Source organism: Acinetobacter sp. Q186-3 (assembly GCF_013420655.1).
Classification (GTDB): Bacteria; Pseudomonadota; Gammaproteobacteria; order Pseudomonadales; family Moraxellaceae; genus Acinetobacter; species Acinetobacter indicus.
In genome coordinates this window covers 26,147-43,974 of sequence record NZ_VOXS01000015.1, presented here as the reverse complement: position 1 = coordinate 43,974, position 17,828 = coordinate 26,147, and the positions used below count along the sequence as shown (strand labels likewise).

At 49.2% G+C, this 17,828-nt stretch carries 20 protein-coding genes; 13 read left to right on the top strand and 7 right to left on the bottom strand.

Annotation, left to right across the window (positions count from 1 at the left end; translation table 11 throughout):
• Positions 1–195: 195 nt before the first annotated feature.
• From FTT64_RS11675 to mhpT, 3 genes are all read right to left on the bottom strand, one after another.
• Positions 196–1,125, bottom strand: coding sequence for a bile acid:sodium symporter family protein (locus tag FTT64_RS11675; RefSeq protein WP_104489219.1), 930 nt, complete (start codon positions 1,123–1,125; stop codon positions 196–198).
• Positions 1,126–1,162: 37 nt separating this feature from the next.
• Complete coding sequence (pncA, locus tag FTT64_RS11670) at positions 1,163–1,819, bottom strand: bifunctional nicotinamidase/pyrazinamidase (RefSeq protein ID WP_045796561.1); 657 nt, start codon at positions 1,817–1,819, stop codon at positions 1,163–1,165.
• Between the two features lie 145 nt (positions 1,820–1,964).
• Positions 1,965–3,173, bottom strand: coding sequence for a 3-(3-hydroxy-phenyl)propionate transporter MhpT (gene mhpT, locus FTT64_RS11665; protein ID WP_005180930.1), 1,209 nt, complete (start codon positions 3,171–3,173; stop codon positions 1,965–1,967).
• Positions 3,174–3,899: 726 nt separating this feature from the next.
• Between mhpT and dapA the strand changes: the two genes are divergently transcribed.
• Genes dapA through purC form a run of 3 tightly spaced genes read left to right on the top strand, consistent with a single transcriptional unit; the run spans position 3,900 to position 6,171 of the window.
• Positions 3,900–4,796: a 4-hydroxy-tetrahydrodipicolinate synthase gene (gene dapA / locus FTT64_RS11660; RefSeq protein WP_005180931.1), complete on the top strand. Its 897-nt coding sequence runs from the start codon at positions 3,900–3,902 to the stop codon at positions 4,794–4,796.
• Positions 4,797–4,811: 15 nt separating this feature from the next.
• On the top strand, positions 4,812–5,414 hold the full coding sequence (locus tag FTT64_RS11655; RefSeq protein ID WP_005180933.1) for a hypothetical protein: 603 nt from the start codon (positions 4,812–4,814) through the stop codon (positions 5,412–5,414).
• A 37-nt stretch (positions 5,415–5,451) separates the two neighbouring features.
• Positions 5,452–6,171: a phosphoribosylaminoimidazolesuccinocarboxamide synthase gene (gene purC, locus FTT64_RS11650; RefSeq protein ID WP_005180935.1), complete on the top strand. Its 720-nt coding sequence runs from the start codon at positions 5,452–5,454 to the stop codon at positions 6,169–6,171.
• 275 nt (positions 6,172–6,446) lie between these two features.
• Here purC and FTT64_RS11645 read toward each other — a convergent pair whose 3' ends face one another.
• Together FTT64_RS11645 and FTT64_RS11640 are read right to left on the bottom strand one after the other, a co-directional pair.
• On the bottom strand, positions 6,447–7,715 hold the full coding sequence (locus FTT64_RS11645) for a replication-associated recombination protein A (protein ID WP_180182408.1): 1,269 nt from the start codon (positions 7,713–7,715) through the stop codon (positions 6,447–6,449).
• 175 nt (positions 7,716–7,890) lie between these two features.
• Complete coding sequence (locus FTT64_RS11640; protein WP_016658695.1) at positions 7,891–8,343, bottom strand: YcgN family cysteine cluster protein; 453 nt, start codon at positions 8,341–8,343, stop codon at positions 7,891–7,893.
• Between the two features lie 191 nt (positions 8,344–8,534).
• On the opposite strand from FTT64_RS11640, the gene FTT64_RS11635 reads away from it, so the two are divergent.
• The 10 genes from FTT64_RS11635 (at position 8,535) to FTT64_RS11590 (ending at position 15,390) form a co-directional block, all read left to right on the top strand.
• On the top strand, positions 8,535–8,693 hold the full coding sequence (locus FTT64_RS11635; protein WP_005006601.1) for a DUF1328 domain-containing protein: 159 nt from the start codon (positions 8,535–8,537) through the stop codon (positions 8,691–8,693).
• A gap of 217 nt (positions 8,694–8,910) precedes the next feature.
• Positions 8,911–9,648 (top strand): dienelactone hydrolase family protein, encoded by a 738-nt coding sequence (locus tag FTT64_RS11630; protein WP_180182407.1) that lies wholly within the window; start codon positions 8,911–8,913, stop codon positions 9,646–9,648.
• Positions 9,649–9,708: 60 nt separating this feature from the next.
• Positions 9,709–10,074 carry an HIT family protein gene (locus FTT64_RS11625; protein ID WP_005180943.1) on the top strand — a complete coding sequence of 122 codons (366 nt, stop codon included), beginning with the start codon at positions 9,709–9,711 and terminating at the stop codon, positions 10,072–10,074.
• A 111-nt stretch (positions 10,075–10,185) separates the two neighbouring features.
• Complete coding sequence (gene mutY, locus FTT64_RS11620; RefSeq protein WP_163140782.1) at positions 10,186–11,220, top strand: A/G-specific adenine glycosylase; 1,035 nt, start codon at positions 10,186–10,188, stop codon at positions 11,218–11,220.
• 57 nt (positions 11,221–11,277) lie between these two features.
• Positions 11,278–11,817, top strand: coding sequence for a M23 family metallopeptidase (locus tag FTT64_RS11615; protein WP_005180945.1), 540 nt, complete (start codon positions 11,278–11,280; stop codon positions 11,815–11,817).
• A 19-nt stretch (positions 11,818–11,836) separates the two neighbouring features.
• The gene (locus FTT64_RS11610) at positions 11,837–12,082 is read left to right on the top strand and encodes a hypothetical protein (protein WP_005180946.1); all 246 of its coding nucleotides are present in this window, start codon (positions 11,837–11,839) and stop codon (positions 12,080–12,082) included.
• Positions 12,083–12,103: 21 nt separating this feature from the next.
• On the top strand, positions 12,104–12,691 hold the full coding sequence (locus FTT64_RS11605; protein WP_016658692.1) for a DNA-3-methyladenine glycosylase I: 588 nt from the start codon (positions 12,104–12,106) through the stop codon (positions 12,689–12,691).
• Positions 12,688–13,710, top strand: coding sequence for an NAD(P)-dependent alcohol dehydrogenase (locus FTT64_RS11600; RefSeq protein ID WP_005180948.1), 1,023 nt, complete (start codon positions 12,688–12,690; stop codon positions 13,708–13,710). The genes FTT64_RS11605 and FTT64_RS11600 overlap by 4 nt, the downstream gene beginning before the upstream one ends.
• 236 nt (positions 13,711–13,946) lie before the next feature.
• Entirely contained in the window at positions 13,947–14,651 is a 705-nt protein-coding gene (locus FTT64_RS11595) for an FKBP-type peptidyl-prolyl cis-trans isomerase (protein WP_005180950.1), read from the top strand.
• Between the two features lie 46 nt (positions 14,652–14,697).
• Positions 14,698–15,390: an FKBP-type peptidyl-prolyl cis-trans isomerase gene (locus FTT64_RS11590; RefSeq protein ID WP_104472308.1), complete on the top strand. Its 693-nt coding sequence runs from the start codon at positions 14,698–14,700 to the stop codon at positions 15,388–15,390.
• 117 nt (positions 15,391–15,507) lie between these two features.
• Here FTT64_RS11590 and murJ read toward each other — a convergent pair whose 3' ends face one another.
• A complete protein-coding gene (murJ, locus tag FTT64_RS11585) occupies positions 15,508–17,049 on the bottom strand; it encodes a murein biosynthesis integral membrane protein MurJ (protein WP_005180954.1) in 1,542 nt (513 codons plus the stop codon).
• A gap of 43 nt (positions 17,050–17,092) precedes the next feature.
• Positions 17,093–17,707 (bottom strand): 1,6-anhydro-N-acetylmuramyl-L-alanine amidase AmpD, encoded by a 615-nt coding sequence (ampD, locus tag FTT64_RS11580; protein WP_016658689.1) that lies wholly within the window; start codon positions 17,705–17,707, stop codon positions 17,093–17,095.
• Positions 17,708–17,828: the final 121 nt, after the last annotated feature.

The following is a 17,828-nucleotide window of genomic DNA, read 5'->3' as shown; positions in this document are numbered from 1 at the left end:
TGTGAGGGCATCTTAGAAATTGAATATGACAGTTGTGTTACAAAAATGACCAAATGATGAAAATTAGCCCAAATTTGTTCAAAATAAAAATCTGTTTTTTATCATTTTTTTTGTTTTTTTATCTAAGTAAAAAGACAGCATATTCAATATACTAAGGCATCCTTGCCTTGATGACAGCCGGATGACAGCTGTCCTTTATTGGCGCTGCCGGCTGGCCCAATAGCTGGCCAGTGCCGGTCCAGAAATATTGTGCCATAAACTGAAGATGGCGCTCGGCACGGCGGTCACCGGAGACGCGGCAAAATGCACCGCCGCCAAGGCCACGCCCAAGCCAGAATTCTGCATTCCGACTTCAATCGACACCGCTTTACTGTCGGCATAGGGCAATTTAAATAAACGCGCTGCCCAGAAACCAAGTAAATAGCCCAGGCCATTGTGCAGCATCACCACCGCTAAAATCAGCAAGCCGCTTTCCAGAATCTGTGCCCGGCTGCCGGCGATAATTGCCGCGACAATGGCAACAATCGCCACCACCGAAACCAGTGGCATCAGGGTAATGGAACGCTCTACCTGGGTTTTAAACAGCGCGCGTAGCAGCAGGCCCAGCACAATCGGGAACAGCACCACCTGTAAAATCGAGCTCAGCATGGACCAGGCATCAATTTCAATCCACTGACTGGCCAGCACAAAGAAAATTGCCGGGGTCAGTAGCGGCGCCAGCAAGGTCGACACCGAAGTACAGGCCACCGATAAGGCGGTATTGCCTTTGGCCATATAGGTAATTACATTGGAAGCTGTACCACCCGGACAGCAGCCAACCAGAATCACCCCAATGGCAATTTCCGCCGGTAACCGGAATAAGGCACATAACAGATAGGCCAACAGCGGCATCACCATAAACTGCGCGGCCACGCCAATCGCGACTGCTTTGGGGCTTTGCAGCACGCCTTTAAAATCCTGCAGTGACATGGTCATGCCCATACCAAACATGATGATGCCAAGCATCCAGGTGATATAGGCTTTTAACCAGACAAAAGCCTCTGGCTGATACATGGCAATCACGGCAAACAGCAGCACCCACAGGGCAAAAGTTTTCTGTACAAACTGGCTAAAACCTAACACCATAGACCTCGGCACGTTCTGAATGAATGATTCGGGCCAATCAGGCCAGGCTTGGCTGTGCAGCAGGCTGTAACAGGCTCAGCACATCTTTGCTATAGACCCGTTTCACCCCATGCGCCAGCATCTCCTGCCAGGCATGTTGCAATGAACCTTTCAGGTCTATGCCTTTGCTGGCATCGGCAATGACAAAGGTATTAAAGCCCAGCTTGCAGGCATCTATGGCAGTCCAAGCCACGCAAAAATCGGTGGCAATGCCGGTAATAAACACCGTGTCGATGCCACGCGCTTTTAAATAGCCGGCCAGGCCGGTGGTGGTTTTCTGATCTGCTTCCATAAAGGCCGAATAGCTGTCAATTTGCGCATGAAACCCTTTGCGGATAATCAGCTGCGCCTGGGGCAAGTCCAGCGCCGGATGCAGTTCGGCATCGGCGGTACCCTGGACGCAATGTGCCGGCCACAGCACCTGCTCGCCATATTCCAGCATCACCACTTCATACGGCTGTTTGCCCGGATGATTGTCGGCAAAAGAAATATGATTCTGCGGATGCCAGTCCTGGGTCAGGACAATATTGTCGAAGACCTGTCCCAGCTGGTTAATGATCGGAATAATCTGATCGGCATCAGCGACGGCCAAATTACCGCCCGGCGTAAATCCATTTTGTACATCTACTACGATCAATGCCGTCTGCGCTTGCATAACACCTATCCATGTTTCGCTTATTGTCAGCGTCCTAGCATATACCAAATGGATGGTTTTGTTGCAGCGGAATCATTGGACTGTACGGTGAAAACAAAACAGCCCGCATATGCGGGCTGTCTGAAGGGGTCGTTACAATGCGTGTTTAGTTTTGAATACGACGCACCAGCAGTAACATAAAGATGGCAGAGATCACGATACATGGAATCGCGGCAGAGATCACCCCTGCTGCACCAAAGCCAGCCGTTAACAGTGAACCGGCAATCGCAGGCCCGAGCATCGCACCGACACGGCCCACGGCAGACGCCACACCAATACCGGTACCACGCACTTCAGTTGGATACACAATACCACCGAAGGCATACAGTACACCCTGACAGCCAATGACGAATGCACCCACCAGCGCAGAGGCCAGATACATTTGAGTTAATGAACCTGCAGCGTTCAGTGCCAGCAGACCGGCCAGAATACCGCCGTACATCAACAGAATGACATAGGCTTTTTTCCAGCGATCGGTCAGCATACCCAAAATCACCGTACCAATCGTCGCGCTGACCATGAAGTAGAACTGTGCAGTTGCGCCTTCTTTACGCGAGAAGCCCAGTTCCTGGAACAGCGACGGTAACCAGCTCAGCATGATGTACACCACCATCAGGGTGAAGAAATAGCTGACCCAGATGAACATGGTACGTAGCAGGTTGTTCGAGTTAAACAGATCCTTAAACGAACCTTGTGGCGTAGCTTCTGCTGTCGTATTCGCAGCCTGATCTTTGGCTTTTAAATATTCCTTCGATTCTGGCAATAACCACATCATCACAGGAATGACGATAATAGGTAATAAACCGCCTAGGTAGAAAATGTTTTTCCAGTTAGAACCGAAATCGGTACTGGCAATTAACGATAAAATCGCAGCACCGACTGGCATACCACAGTACATCAGACCTACGGCACGGCCACGGTTTTGTGGTGATACCGCTTCAGAGGCCAGCGTAATCAGAATTGGCATGGCTGCACCCAGACCGGCACCGGCCAGGAAACGTACCGCCAGCAATGAGTTAAAGCTGTTGACCCATACGGTACATAAAGTAAAGACCGCAAACACGGCAGTCGACCAGATTAGCACCTGTTTACGGCCAATACGGTCTGCCACGCGTCCACCAACCAGTGCACCAGGCAATAAGCCCAGAATCCCTGCACTAAAAAACACCCCCAATTGCGAGCTATCGAGGCCAAAATGCTCACGGATACCAGCTGCGGCAATACCTGCTGCCTGGATATCCAAGCCTTCAATGACCGCAATCAAGAAACAGATGGCTACTGTCACAATCGCATGTCGATTATCTGATCTTTCCATTGGAGAATCCTTGTTTCAATCAGTGTTTATAAAAGGTTAAGACCGCCATCATCTATGAGGATGTCCTTTGAATTAACTACCAATAAGTGGAATAAAGCGCTGGTCTGGCAAAAAATTAATAGACATTTCTTATTTTAAGACACGCAAACATATAGTTTTAGAAAGACTTAATTGAGGCATATCAATTTAAAAAAACAATAAAATTCATATAAATATCAAAGGATATAAATAAACAGACAGTCAAAATTATTATTTTTATTTAGATCTGAAAAAAATCATTCCGAGCTGGTTTAAGCAGGAAATGGCATTAAAAAAAAGGCTATTCAAATAATTTTCAGGTCTAGTTTAAGTGTTTTTTTATCTTAATTCCGACCCTTTTACCTGGTTTTCACAGCTTTTTACTGCTTTTTCCAGGCAAAATTGCTGTCCGGACAGCTTCTATAGACCTATGCTTACTCGCCAGTTCATTCTAAAGTCGAAGATGAACCTGAACTGCTGTAAAAGCACCAACTTATGCCTTATACCGGACTGTTTTGAGCAGCGGATAAAGTTGATATTGGCTTTGACTTACGCATATTGTTCTGACACACTGAATCAGTCATAATTTGCATAAGCATTATTCAATCATGACTTATTGAATTCTGACTCAAATCAAAATACTGCAACCATCCACGTTTTCTGTTTCTACGAACTTTTGTGGATGGAAAAATAGGATATTTTTTCAAAATGACTCAGCAAGCACAGACCATTCAAGGCTCAATTGTCGCAATCGTCACCCCAATGTTAGAAGATGGCAGCGTAGATTGGAAAGGTCTCGAGAAGCTGGTTGAGTGGCACATAGAACAAGGCACGAACAGTATTGTGGCCGTGGGCACGACAGGTGAAGCCTCTACATTAAGCATGGCTGAACATACACGTGTGATTAAAGAAATCATTCGCGTGGCCAACAAACGTATCCCGGTGATTGCTGGTACTGGTGCAAACTCAACGCATGAAGCGATCGAACTGACCAGAGAAGCCAAAGAACTCGGCGCCGATGCCGCACTTCTCGTCACGCCATATTATAACAAGCCAACCCAGGAAGGGTTATATCAGCATTATAAGACTATTGCCGAAGCAGTGGATCTGCCACAAATCCTGTATAACGTTCCGGGCCGTACTGGCGTCGACATGTCCAATGAAACAGTGATTCGTCTGGCCGACATTCCACAAATTGTGGGCATTAAAGATGCCACTGGCGATGTACCACGTGGCCGTGAATTACTGGCCGGTCTGGCGGGTAAAGACATGACTGTCTATTCAGGTGATGATGCCACTGCCTATCAGTTAATGCTGGCTGGTGCCAAAGGCAATATCTCGGTTACGGCCAATGTGGCACCAAAAGTCATGAGCGAAGTTTGTGCCGCAGCCATTGCCGGCGACAATGACAGCGCTGAAGCACGTAACAATACAGTTGCAAATTTACACAATATTCTATTTTGTGAATCAAACCCAATTCCGGTGAAATGGGCACTTCATGAAATGGGCTTAATTGGTACCGGCATCCGCCTGCCATTAACGCCACTTGCAGAACAATATCGCGCACCGTTACGTGAAGCTTTACAGGCTTCGGGTGTCATTTAATAAGAGCACAATATTATGCAATTACGTTTTGGTTTAATCGCTGCACTTTCAGTGGTAAGTTTGGCAGGTTGTAGTTCTTTAGCCATCAGCAATGGCTCTCTGGATTATAAAGACACCACCACCCTTGCGCCCTTACAATATCCTGAAGGTGCTGTGGCCCGACCAGCAACGCCATTGTATCCTGCACCAACGGTTGACCCACTGGCCATTGAACATGCACCGAAGCTGGAAAACAGCCGTGGCAACCGTTTCGCACTTCCTCGTCCTCCAGCCGTAGAGCCGACTCAGGCCGCTGCTGTACAGGACAACACCGCGCCAGGTCGTCCACAACCGGTTGTAGATGGAAATCAAAATCCACTGCTCAAAATAGATGGAAATTCTGCTACAATTTGGCAGTATACGCTTGCCACACTCAGCAGCCTGAACCATAGCATTATTGGTCAGAGCAAAAACCGTTACGAAGTCACCATCTCGGTCGATCAACAGACCTACGTCTTAAGACTCACCTCTGTCGGTACAAGTAACAACCTGGCTGTGTTCAACGCCGACAACAGTTTTGCAGACAAAGAAAAAGCTGCAGACCTGTTGGCCCAGATTTACCAAAATTGGCCAGCCTAGACATTACTAGGCATTTTTTTCTGAAAAAGGTTCCCTCATGTTAAAACAAACCTTGCTCTATACTGGTAAAGCGAAATCTGTTTATACCACAGATAGTGAAGACCACCTGATTTTAGTCTTTCGTGACGATGCCTCTGCGTTCAATGGCGAAAAGATCGAACAACTAGATCGTAAAGGTAAGGTGAACAACCGTTTTAACGCCTTTATTATGGAAAAACTGGCTGAAGCCGGTATCGAAACGCATTTTGAAAAACTGCTGACCCCAAATGAAGTGCTGGTGAAAAAGCTGAGCATGATTCCGGTTGAATGCGTAATCCGTAACTATGCAGCTGGTTCTCTGTGCCGTCGCCTCGGTGTCGAAGAAGGCAAGGAACTGACCCCGCCAACATTTGAACTGTTCTTTAAAGATGATGCCTTAGGCGATCCAATGGTCAACGAATCTCAAGCAATTGCGCTGGGTTGGGCGACTGCTGAGCAGCTGGCACAAATGAAAGAACTGACTTACAAAGTTAACGATGTACTAAAAGCCCTGTTTGATGCCGGCAACATGATTCTGGTCGATTTCAAACTTGAATTTGGTGTGTTCCACGACCGTATCGTGCTGGGTGATGAATTCTCTCCAGACGGCTGCCGTCTATGGGACAAAGACACCAAGAAAAAACTCGACAAAGACCGTTTCCGTCAAGGTTTAGGCGGCGTGGTTGAAGCCTATGAAGAAGTTGCGGCACGTTTAGGCATCAACCTCGACAATATCTGATCATCTCCAAGATGAACGATAAAAAAAACCGGATCAGCTGATCCGGTTTTTTATTGGCTGAGTTTTCTCACTCTCAATCGAAAAAACAAATTCAACTTATAAAAATGATCGTTTTTACATATTTTTAGTTTTGACCTATGCTTAAGCACATAGGCAAGACACGGTAAATTTTACAGTGACTGCCGATCAGTTTCGTTAATCCTCGCGGATGTTCTCTCCCAATCTAACATCCAGTTTGGCCCAATTCATCCCTCTGAATTGGGCTTTTTTTATTGCTACTGTTGCTGCTGCATCCAGCGCCGCTGCTGTAAACGCTCGGCTTCAACTTCGCGTTTATTGCGCGCCGATTCATACAGCTTGGTGCCTTTTAATTCTGGCGGCAAATAATCCTGCAATACAAAATGCTCCGGATAATTGTGCGGATACAGATAATCCACCCCGTAGCCCTGCTCTTTCATCAGCTTGGTCGGCGCATTACGCAAATGTAACGGTACCGGCAAATTGGTGGTTTTTTCCGCCAAGTCCAGCGCCTTGTTAATGGCCAGATAGGTACTGTTACTTTTGGCACTGGTGGCCAGATAGACTGCACATTGGCCCAGAATAATCCGCGCTTCCGGCATACCAATCACCTGCACTGCGCGGAAACATTCACCGGCCAGCAACAAGGCATTTGGATTGGAATTGCCAATATCTTCCGAGGCAGCAATTAGCATACGCCGCGCAATAAACAGCGGGTCTTCTCCACCCTTGAGCATGCGCGCCATCCAGTACAGAGTCGCATCCGGGTCACTGCCGCGAATCGACTTAATAAAGGCCGAGACCAGATCATAATGCTGCTCGCCAGATTTGTCGTAACGGGCAATATTCTGCTGCGCCACTTTCACGACCAGGGCATTGTTAATACTGTTTTCTGTGTCCGGCTCAAAGGTGCCGGCAATCAGCTCGAGTAAATTCAGCGCCTTACGTGCATCACCCGCCGCAAACTGCACCAGTGCTTCAAACTCTTCAATCTGGATATAACGTTCTTTTAAGAAGCTATCATTCTGGACGGCCTGGGTCAGCAGCTGCTGGATGGCCTCGGCACTCAGTGCATTTAAGGTATAGACCTGGCAGCGCGACAGCAAGGCACTGTTCACCTCAAAAGACGGGTTTTCCGTGGTGGCACCAATCAGGGTAATTTTGCCCTTCTCAACCGCATTTAATAAGGCATCCTGCTGGGATTTATTAAAGCGGTGAATCTCGTCAATAAACACCACCGGCGTTAGTAAATCGCCGCCATCGGCAATCACTTCACGTAATTCCTTAACCCCGGTATTGAGCGCAGACAGACTGACAAAAGGACGATCAACCGCCTGCGCCAGCAACAAGGCAATGGTGGTTTTTCCAACGCCAGGTGGCCCCCAGAAAATAATCGAGGGCAAATGGCCCTGATCAATCATTTGGCGTAACGGGGCCTGCTCCCCCAGAAGATGATCTTGACCGATAATCTGCGACAGATCGCGCGGGCGCAAACGTTCAGGAAGTGGAATATGGCTGTCTGACATAGAAGGTTTTCTGTACAAAGCTGCGGCTGAGTGTACTATGTTATGGCAAAATGAAGTATTTCAATAGCCGATTTTTTAGCGCTTGCTGCGGGAAACTCAGCCTGAGTGTCGGCAGTTGTTTTTATCAGGTTTAAATCGCCAATTTTGCTCTTAAAGATACAGACGGCCTAAAAATTTAACGTACCCAGCGCACAATATAGTCTTCAATTTCTTCTTCATTGACTTCCGTTTCAGAAATACAGCGGCCAGCGGCCGATTTTTTGGCGCGAATCACGCTCTGACGTGAACCGGTATTTAAATAATGCCAGGACGGCAGGTTTTTACCTTCTTTTAAACGGCGATAGGCACAGCTTGGCGGTAGCCAGTGAATACTGTCCAGCTTTTCCGGCGTTAACTGGATACAGTCCGGTACCTGTTGCTGCCGGTTCGGATAGTCCGAACAGCGGGCGGTCGTACAATCCAGCAGCTTGCAGGCCACTTTGGTATAAGCCACTTCATGACTGTCTTCATCTTCCAGCTTGACCAGGCAGCATAAACCGCAGCCATCACACAGCGCTTCCCATTCTGCCTGGGTTAAGGCTGTTAACGGATAGTTTTTCCAGAATTGGGGACGAAGCTGATCAGACATGATGCACAACACTACAAAATAACCGGTCTATTATAACAGTCTTCTACAAAAGCATGTGCTATGTCATAGATACAATAGAATCATAGACTTAAATAAATAGTTGAACACTTAATAAACAAAAGCAAAACAATCAAATCAGCGACTTGCCCCTATACTTGATCAAGAAGTATAAAAACACATGGAGAAAAATTATGTTTCGTTGGGCCATTATCTTCGCTGTAATCGCACTTATTGCCAGTCTACTCGGTTTCGGTGGTGTCGCTGGTTTATCTAAAGATTTCGCGGTCATTCTGCTGGTTATTGCTGTTATTCTGGCAATTGTCGGCTTCCTGTCCCGCGGCAAGGTATAGTTTCTTATACCCTGACCCTCACAAAAAAGAAGGATGCAAATCCTTCTTTTTTTATGCCTGTGTTTAGACCGACAGCAGATACAGACAGATTATTCTTTGAAAAATAACTTAAAAATATTTTCTCACATTTGTTTAGGCCCATTGAAATGTTTTTCAAACCGCTGTCTCATTTTTATGTTTTAATCGAATTATTTCAAAAAACACAAGGATTGGACGCATGACTTTAGCAATCAAAACTCGCGAAATTCAGTATACGGCGGCAGATGGTAGCCAGTTGGTTGGTTATTTTGCTGCACCCGAAACCGATGCACCAGTCGCGGGTGTGATTGTGGCACCGGAATGGTGGGGCCGAAATGAATATATTGAACAGCGTACCCGCGAACTGGCAGAACACGGTTATGCCGCCTTGGCCATTGATATGTATGGCGACAAGAAAAATACCACCACGGCTGCCCAGGCCAATGAATGGATGAGCCAGACCTTTGAAGACCCGAATACCATTGTGACTCATGCGTCTGCGGCTTTGGACACTTTAGCTGCCCAACCGGAAGTAAATCAGGCTAAACTGGCAGCCATTGGCTTCTGTTATGGCGGCAAAGTGGTGCTGGATTTGGCCCGTTCAGGCGCCAACCTGCAAGCCGTTGCGACTTTCCATGCCATTCTGGCGGCCAGAGAACCGGCGCAGGAAGGCAAGGTACAGGCAGAAATTCTGGTGCTGCATGGTGAACTGGACAGCATGGTAACGCTGGATGATGTGGCCAGCTTCCGTGAAGAAATGCACGCCGCCCAGGTAGAACATGACGTGATTGTGTTTGAAGATGCCAAACATGGCTTTAGTAACCCGCTGGCCGATGAACGTGCCAAAGCCAATGGTGTCGACCTCGGCTATAGCCCGGTAGCAGAACAGCAAAGCCTGGATGCCATGTACCAATTATTACAACGCCGTTTGGCCTGATTCTGGCATGAGGCCATATATATTGAAAAAGATTAATGAATTTGAATAGAGGATAGAAGAATGACCGAACAAGACTGCCCATATTGCAACTTTGATGAATATGATGTCATTGCCAAAAATGATTATGGCGTGATTCTACCTGAACCGAACGCATTGTCTAAAGGCCACTGTGTCATTATCCCTCTACGTCATGTAAGTTCTTTTTTTGATGTTACCGACAAAGAACGTAAAAGCCTGATGTCGCTGCTGGAACTGGCGCGGAATGAATTACAGCTGCGCCATCAACCGGCGGGCTTTCATGTCGGCTTTAACGATGGCGATGTGTTTGGCAGCCCATCGCAGCATTTGCATATCCACATTATTCCGCGCTATGAAGGTCAAATCCTCAAGCTGGACCAACGCTGGGGTATGAGCGGCAGCATCTAAGCCTTGCCGCGACCAAAACAGAAGGTGATGCTATTGCATCACCTTTTTTATTGCCTGCTGCATCGGCAAGATTTGGGTATACTAGGCGCCTGCTTAACAGTTCCGGTTCTCATGTCTGCCTTTTCTTTTTCCCACGCCCTGCTTTCCTGGTTTGATGTACACGGTCGCCATGACCTGCCTTGGCAGGTGGCCGATGACCCGTATAAAGTCTGGGTATCGGAAATCATGCTGCAGCAGACCCAGGTCAAAACCGTGCTGCAATATTTCGAGCGTTTTATTCAGCGTTTTCCCGATGTAGAAAGCTTAGGCCGTGCCTCTTGGGATGAAGTGGCACCATACTGGGCCGGACTCGGTTACTATGCGCGGGCACGCAATCTGCATAAAGCAGCTGGCATAGTGGCCCAGCAAGGACATTTCCCAGAAAATCTGGAACAATGGATGGCCCTGCCTGGCATTGGCCGCTCGACCGCAGGCGCACTGATGTCTTTGGGTCTCAGACAATACGGCGTAATTATGGATGGCAACGTCAAACGGGTGCTGGCGCGCTTTTTTGCCATTGAAGATGATCTGTCCAAACCGGTACATGAACGGGCCTTGTGGCAGCTGGCAGAACAGCTGTGTCCGACCGAGCGCAATCATGACTACACCCAGGCGATTATGGACCTCGGTGCCACCATCTGTACCCCGAAAAAACCCTTATGTCTGTACTGCCCAATGCAACAGCACTGCAAGGCCCATCAGCAGGGCCTAGAAGCCGAATTACCATTTAAAAAACCGAAAAAAGCCGTACCCGTAAGACAGGCCCAGGTATTGCTCTTACACAGTGATGGCCAGTGGCTGTGGCAGCAGCGGCCGAATAGCGGCCTCTGGGGCGGATTATGGTGCCTGCCGATTATTGATGATCCAGCGCAGTTTCAGGCGCTCTGTCAGCGTCTTGGCCTGAAACAGCGACAACAGCAGCTGCAGATTTCACACAGCTTTACCCACTTTACCTGGCTGCTGGATGCCAGTGTAATTCCGGTCGAACCGGACCAGCAGGAACATCTGGCGATTGAGCTGGACGCCGAATGGATGACGCCGGCACAGGCTACTGCACGTGGACTGCCGACCGCCATGAAAAAATTGATCTCGGCCGCCGATCTATGACATAGTCAAAGACTGGAATTTGAATACCATCGACATAATAATCATCAGGGAGATGCTGTGCTTCGCTCGATTTCACTCTGCTGTGTTTTCTTCAGTCTGATTCTGCTAGCAGCCTGTACCTCGGCACCGAAAAAACCTGCGGCCCCCCTACCGCCGGCCATGGTCAAAAAACTGCAGCACATGCCGCTTAAAACCCGCTTGCCAGTGCCGGTACAGGGCGTCAAACGTCAGCACTTGCAAGATACCTGGGGCGCGTCACGCAGTCGCGGCCGCCTGCATGAAGGCATTGATATTCTGGCACCACGCGGCAGCAAGGTGTACAGCGCCACCGAAGGCCTCATTGCCGACTTACGCAATAACAATTTGGGTGGTAAAGTGGTATGGATTCTGGGACCGGGCGGCAGCTGGCATTATTATGCCCATCTGGACCGGCATAAACGTGGCCTGAAGGTCGGAGATTATGTCAAGAAAGGCGATCTCATTGGCTATGTCGGCAATAGCGGCAACGCCCGCCATACCGCGCCGCATCTGCATTATGGCCTGTATTTAAATGGCAAAGGTCGCGGTGCAGTCAATCCCTATCCCTATTTACGTTAGTTTGCTTTAGGAAGTGTACATGTCAGAAGCATTGATCAATCGACTGGTCGAATTTGCCGAATCCGGGAATCAACAGAAAATTATGTTGAACGGCCAGAGTCATCAGGGCTGGATCATGGAAATTACTGAAGATGCACTTCTGATCAGCACCGGCTATGCCGATAAATCCGGCAAGGATGTCTGGATTGCCTTTGCCGATCTGCCTCAGGCGGAATTGTCTTACTGGGATAACCGTCAGGATCAATGGGTTCATTTCCAGCTTTAAACCCGTACAGGAGCATCATCTATGGATCGAACACGCTGCGGCTGGTGCTCCGAAGATCCGCTCTATATCGCCTACCACGACCAGGAATGGGGCCGCCCGCTTCACGATGAAGCGCAGCTGTTTGAAATGCTATGTCTGGAAGGCCAGCAGGCCGGTCTGGCCTGGATTACCGTGCTCAAAAAACGCGAATGTTACCGTCAGCATTTTTTTCAATATTCCATTGCCGATATTGCCGCGTTGTCTGATCAGGCCTTGCAGGACAAATTACAGGATCGCGGATTAATCCGGCATCCGGCCAAACTCGCAGCCATCCGCACCAATGCTCAGGCCTGGCTCCAGCTGCAGCAGCAAGGTATCAATCTAGTCGACTGGCTGTGGCAATTTGTCGATCATCAGCCCGAGCAGCATACCGTGCCCGATTATCGCAGCGCCCCGACCTATACTGCAGCCAGTGTGGCACTGTCTAAAGCTTTAAAAAAGCAGGGCTTTCAATTTGTTGGCCCCACCATCTGTTATGCCTTTATGCAGGCCGTCGGCATGGTCAACGACCATGAAGATCACTGCGCCTTTAAATCTCTTCCCCCTTTAGCCGAGGAGCACTCATCATGAGCAACACTACCATTCGTGCCTATGCCGCCATGCAACCCGGCGAAGCGCTGGTGCCATATCAGTTTGATGCTGGCGAACTGTTGCCGCATCAGGTCGAAGTTCAGGTGGAATATTGTGGCCTGTGCCATTCCGATTTATCGGTGATTAACAATGACTGGCGTTCTTCGGTCTATCCGGTGGTGGCCGGGCATGAAATTATTGGTACCATTGTCCAGTTAGGAAGTGAAGCCAAAGGATTATCTGTGGGCCAGCGCGTTGGCATTGGCTGGACGGCAGAAAGCTGCCAGCACTGTGATCCGTGCCTGTCCGGCCGGCAGGTGCAATGTACCGGCGATAGTGTCGCCACCATTGTCGGACATGCCGGCGGTTTTGCCGATAAGGTCCGCGCCGGCTGGCAATGGGTCATTCCCTTACCGGATGATCTGGATGCGGAAAGTGCCGGCCCGCTGCTCTGTGGCGGTATTACCGTATTTGATCCGATCATTAAGCACCAGATTCAGGCGGTGCATCATGTCGGGGTGATTGGAATTGGCGGCCTTGGGCATATTGCCATTAAACTGCTCAAAGCTTGGGGCTGTGAAATTACGGCCTTCAGTTCCAACCTGGAGAAAACCGCAGAGTTAAAAGCCATGGGCGCCGATCATGTGGTGAATAGCCGTGACAGCGCTGCCCTGAAAGCCCAGCGCGGCAAGTTTGACCTGATTTTAAGTACGGTGAATGTCAGCCTGGACTGGCCGGTATATCTGTCTGCCCTGGCACCAAATGGTACGCTGCATATGCTGGGCCTGACCTTAGAGCCGTTACAGGTCTCGGCTGGTGCGTTAATTGGTGGTGGCAAAGCGGTGACAGGTTCATCGACCGGTTCACCATCGACCTTGCGCCAGTTACTGAAATTTGCCGCCCGCAAACAGCTGGCGCCGCAGGTTGAAGTGTTCCCGATGTCGCAGATTAACGAGGCAATTGAACATTTACATGCTGGCCGGGCGCGTTACCGGGTGGTGCTGAAAGCAGATTTTTAATCTGCTTTGAAGCCAAATCTATAATAGATACAATTACTCACGAATAAATTGGGCCGCCTCTGCGGCTGGCCCCGATTGTATAAAAAATGTGTTAGATATTCAGTCTGTTATGGCATATGCTTAACGATGCGCATATATTAATTAGCCAAACCGAATGATTGATGTCAGCGGTTTGATTCAAAAAGTCTGCTAACATGAAAGCAGCTTTGACACGATAAAATGATTTGAGAAAACCTATGAGTAAAGCCTTACCCATTGCTGTTGCTGTAATTTTAGGCGGTGCTGCACTTGTTCCTGTTTATTATGCAACTCAACACCCTGCCACTGTATCCTCAAAAGCATCTGCAAATGCGTCTGCGGTTGAAAAAATCAGCTATGCATTAGGCTATGAAGTTGCCCATCAAACTCCACCAGAGCTGGACATTAACAGCTTTGTGACTGGTGTCCGTGAAGGTCATGCGCGTCAGCAGCCAGCCTATACTGAAGAAGAATTACAAAAGGCCTATGAACAGTTCCAGCAGGAACTGCAACAAAAACAGGCTGATCAGGCCCAGCAGGCACAAACGGCCAGCGATGCCTTCCTGACTGAAAATGCCAAACAGGCAGGGGTACAAACCACCGCGTCAGGTCTGCAATATAAAATTACCCAGCAAGGCAATGGCAAACAGCCAACGGCCAGCTCTGTGGTAAAAGTACACTACACCGGTAAACTAGTCGATGGCAAAGTATTTGACAGCTCGGTTGAGCGTGGTGAACCAATCGAGTTCCCGTTAAACCAGGTGATTCCAGGCTGGACCGAAGGTCTGCAACTGATGAAAGAAGGCTCGAAAGCCACGCTGTATATCCCGTCACAACTGGGTTATGGCGAACAGGGCGTGCCGGGCATGATTCCACCAAACAGCACCCTGATCTTTGATGTTGAGCTGATTGAAGTAAAATAAAAACAAGGAGAGCCTGGCTCTCCTTCGTTGTTTAGGGACCCATAATATGAAAAAAACGATCACCCTGCTCGGCCTCGCCCTGTGTAGCGCGGCCACACTGGCTCAACCGGTGACCACCAAAAGCTCCACTGAACAGCAGGTGGGCTACAGCTTTGGTTATTTAATGGGGCGCAGCAATGTCGACACCTTAAAAGGTATGGATCTGGATGCCTTTGTGGCGGGTTTAAAAGCCGCCTCACTGGGCCAGCAAGCCAGCCTGAGCGATGAAGACATGGCCCGTATTCTGACCCAGTTCAAAAAGCAGGCCGAAGCCAAACAGCTGATTGAGCTGAAACAGCGCGCTGAAGCCAATGACATGATTGGCAAGGCCTTTCTGGCAGAAAACTCGCGTAAGGATGGGGTGAAAGTCACTTCATCGGGGCTGCAATATCTGGTCTTGCAATCCGGTTCCGGAAAAAAACCGAAGGCCAGCTCCAAAGTACGCGTGCATTATGAAGGCCGCCTGATTGATGGCACCGTGTTTGATAGCTCGATGGCGCGTCAGCAACCGGCTGAATTTCAGGTCACACAAGTCATTCAGGGCTGGACCGAAGGGCTGCAACTGATGCGTGAAGGAGCCAAATACCGCTTCTTTATTCCAGCGAATCTGGGCTATGGCCAGATTGGTTCTGGCGATGCGATTGAACCGAACAGCACCCTGATTTTTGATGTCGAACTGCTGGAAGTGATCAATAAATAAAGATGCTTGTGCAGCCTCATCTTTCAATAAAAGCCCATAAAAGAACCCTTTGAGACTCAACGGCTCAAAGGGTTCTTTTATAGGAGCTGAACATCTTTCGCGTTCAGCTCTCAGTAATTAAGGTTTTAAATGACGCGGTCTAAAACCAGTGGCCAGCAGACCAAGAGCATACGCTGCCACACCCACCACACACAGCAGTAGTACTTCCAGCACACGCATCCATTGCGATACATCACCGTTATACCAGCTCAAGGCGTACCATAAGGCAGCCACCATCACCGCATTGGCCGTGCCAAACTGGAAAAGCAGTTTTTTCCAGTGCCCACCAAAACGGAAAATATCGCGTTTATGCAAATAGAAATACAGCATACCGGCATTGACCAGCGCGGAACCTGAAGATGCCAGTGCCAGCGCCATGTGCTCGGCTTCCCAGTCAATCAGTTTAAACAGCCCAATAAACACCACGTTTAAAATGGCATTGGCTGCCACCGCCATTAAACCGACCCGAACCGGGGTGCGGGTATCCTGCTGGGCATAAAAGCCCGGAGCAAAAACTTTAATCAGCATAAAGGCAATGACCCCGGCACTCATACATTGCAGGGCCAAGGCCGTCATCTGGGTATCTTCCCAGGTGAACTGGCCGCGCTGGAACAGGGCCTGAATAATTGGGGTCGACAGCATAAACAGTGCAATACTGGCAGGCACACCAGCCAGCACAATAATTTTCGCCGCCCAGTCCATCATGCTACGGAATTTTTCCTGATTCTGCTCGGCATGGCGCGCCGACAAGGATGGTAAAATCACCGTACCAATTGCCACCCCAATCAGGCCCAGCGGCAACTCGGTCATCCGTTCGGCACTGTACAGCCACGATACCGAACCATCCTGCATAAATGACGCCCAGATGGTGTTCAGCAACAGGTTAATCTGGGTCACCGATACCCCAAACAGGGCCGGCAGCATCAGCTTCATGATGCGCTCAACGCCTTCATGCTTGAAGTCGATTTTTGGCGGAATCAGCAGCTTTTTACGCCATAATTCCGGAATCTGGATCGCCAGCTGCAAGGCTCCGGCAATAATCACCGCCCAGCCCAAGGCCATAATCGGCTCGGCCATATACGGCGTTAGCCACAGGGCTCCGGCAATCATGGCCAGATTTAGTAGCACCGGTGCAAAGGCCGGCGTGGTAAAGGAGCCATAACTGTTTAAGATGCTGCTGGCAAAAGCGGTCAGCGACATAAACAGCAAATAGGGAATGGTCAGGCGGAACATGTCCGTGGCCAGCGCAAATTTTTCCGGATCGCTATGGAAACCTGGTGCGTAAACGTACATCACCGCCGGCGCTGCCACCATGGCAGCCAGCGTCAGCAGGCTCATCACCGAGGCCAGACAGCCAAACACCCGGCTAATCAGAATCTGCACTTCGGCATGGGTGCGGCTGGTTTTATATTCGGTCAGAACCGGAATAAAGGCCTGGGAAAATGCCCCTTCAGCAAACAGTCGCCTGAAAAAGTTCGGGATACGAAAGGCCACCACAAAGGTATCGAAATCCTTTCCCGCACCAAACACATTTAATAACACAATATCCCGCACCAGTCCCAACACCCGGGACAGCATGGTCATCGCACTGACAATAAAGGTCGATCGCCAAAGCGCCATCGGAACCACCCAAATAAAAATTTAGCCGCTATTGTAAAGAAACCTAAGCACAAGTTTCGTTATGAATTGATGAAGATGCTGCTTCTATCCTGCTGTTGCAGTCACGCAGTAAAGACCGGAACCGGCTCCAGTCAAAATAAGGTCCCGGATCGGTCTTGCGCCCCGGGGCAATATCGGAATGTCCAGCCAGATGACGCTGGATTTTCGGATAGGCCTGCTGCAAGGCCGACACCACTTCCGCCAGTACCTGATACTGGATCGCTTCAAAGGGCAGATCATCACTGCCTTCCAGTTCAATGCCAATGGAATAATCATTACATTCCGGCTTGGCCAGATAACTGGAACGTCCGGCATGCCAGGCGCGGTCATTGAAATTGACACATTGCAGCACTTCGCCGCTACGCAAAATCAGCAGATGCGCCGAGACCTGCATCCCTTCAATGGTCTGAAAGTAAGGATGCGCCGACCAGTCCAGCCGGTTTTGAAAAAACTGTTCGATATAACCGCCGCCAAACTGTGATGGCGGCAAACTGATATTGTGAATCACCACCAGCTGAATTTCGGTCTGCTGCGGACGCTGGTTAAAATTCGGTGAAGGCACCTGCCGCGCACCTTTTAACTGTCCCTGGATGACCTGAAAAGAAGCCGCCTGCTGCATAGAATGATCCTGATATTTTTTTTCAGTATAAAAATTTAGCCCATCCTAAAACTTTCAGCTGAAAATCTCAAATCAGACAAAAAAGCCGCGAAAAAGCGCATCGGGCCAGCCGAACAGTGCT

What these genes read in the sequence shown, in the direction of transcription:
- purC (WP_005180935.1), top strand. Translation starts at nt 5,452, where the DNA reads ATGTTAAAACAAACCTTGCTCTATACTGGTAAAGCGAAATCTGTTTAT.
- dapA (WP_005180931.1), top strand. Translation starts at nt 3,900, where the DNA reads ATGACTCAGCAAGCACAGACCATTCAAGGCTCAATTGTCGCAATCGTC.
- FTT64_RS11675 (WP_104489219.1), bottom strand. Translation starts at nt 1,125, where the DNA reads ATGGTGTTAGGTTTTAGCCAGTTTGTACAGAAAACTTTTGCCCTGTGG.
- FTT64_RS11655 (WP_005180933.1), top strand. Translation starts at nt 4,812, where the DNA reads ATGCAATTACGTTTTGGTTTAATCGCTGCACTTTCAGTGGTAAGTTTG.
- FTT64_RS11600 (WP_005180948.1), top strand. Translation starts at nt 12,688, where the DNA reads ATGAGCAACACTACCATTCGTGCCTATGCCGCCATGCAACCCGGCGAA.
- FTT64_RS11605 (WP_016658692.1), top strand. Translation starts at nt 12,104, where the DNA reads ATGGATCGAACACGCTGCGGCTGGTGCTCCGAAGATCCGCTCTATATC.
- ampD (WP_016658689.1), bottom strand. Translation starts at nt 17,707, where the DNA reads ATGCAGCAGGCGGCTTCTTTTCAGGTCATCCAGGGACAGTTAAAAGGT.
- mhpT (WP_005180930.1), bottom strand. Translation starts at nt 3,173, where the DNA reads ATGGAAAGATCAGATAATCGACATGCGATTGTGACAGTAGCCATCTGT.
- FTT64_RS11610 (WP_005180946.1), top strand. Translation starts at nt 11,837, where the DNA reads ATGTCAGAAGCATTGATCAATCGACTGGTCGAATTTGCCGAATCCGGG.
- mutY (WP_163140782.1), top strand. Translation starts at nt 10,186, where the DNA reads ATGTCTGCCTTTTCTTTTTCCCACGCCCTGCTTTCCTGGTTTGATGTA.
- FTT64_RS11590 (WP_104472308.1), top strand. Translation starts at nt 14,698, where the DNA reads ATGAAAAAAACGATCACCCTGCTCGGCCTCGCCCTGTGTAGCGCGGCC.
- FTT64_RS11635 (WP_005006601.1), top strand. Translation starts at nt 8,535, where the DNA reads ATGTTTCGTTGGGCCATTATCTTCGCTGTAATCGCACTTATTGCCAGT.
- FTT64_RS11630 (WP_180182407.1), top strand. Translation starts at nt 8,911, where the DNA reads ATGACTTTAGCAATCAAAACTCGCGAAATTCAGTATACGGCGGCAGAT.
- FTT64_RS11645 (WP_180182408.1), bottom strand. Translation starts at nt 7,715, where the DNA reads ATGTCAGACAGCCATATTCCACTTCCTGAACGTTTGCGCCCGCGCGAT.
- FTT64_RS11595 (WP_005180950.1), top strand. Translation starts at nt 13,947, where the DNA reads ATGAGTAAAGCCTTACCCATTGCTGTTGCTGTAATTTTAGGCGGTGCT.
- FTT64_RS11625 (WP_005180943.1), top strand. Translation starts at nt 9,709, where the DNA reads ATGACCGAACAAGACTGCCCATATTGCAACTTTGATGAATATGATGTC.
- FTT64_RS11640 (WP_016658695.1), bottom strand. Translation starts at nt 8,343, where the DNA reads ATGTCTGATCAGCTTCGTCCCCAATTCTGGAAAAACTATCCGTTAACA.
- pncA (WP_045796561.1), bottom strand. Translation starts at nt 1,819, where the DNA reads ATGCAAGCGCAGACGGCATTGATCGTAGTAGATGTACAAAATGGATTT.
- murJ (WP_005180954.1), bottom strand. Translation starts at nt 17,049, where the DNA reads ATGGCGCTTTGGCGATCGACCTTTATTGTCAGTGCGATGACCATGCTG.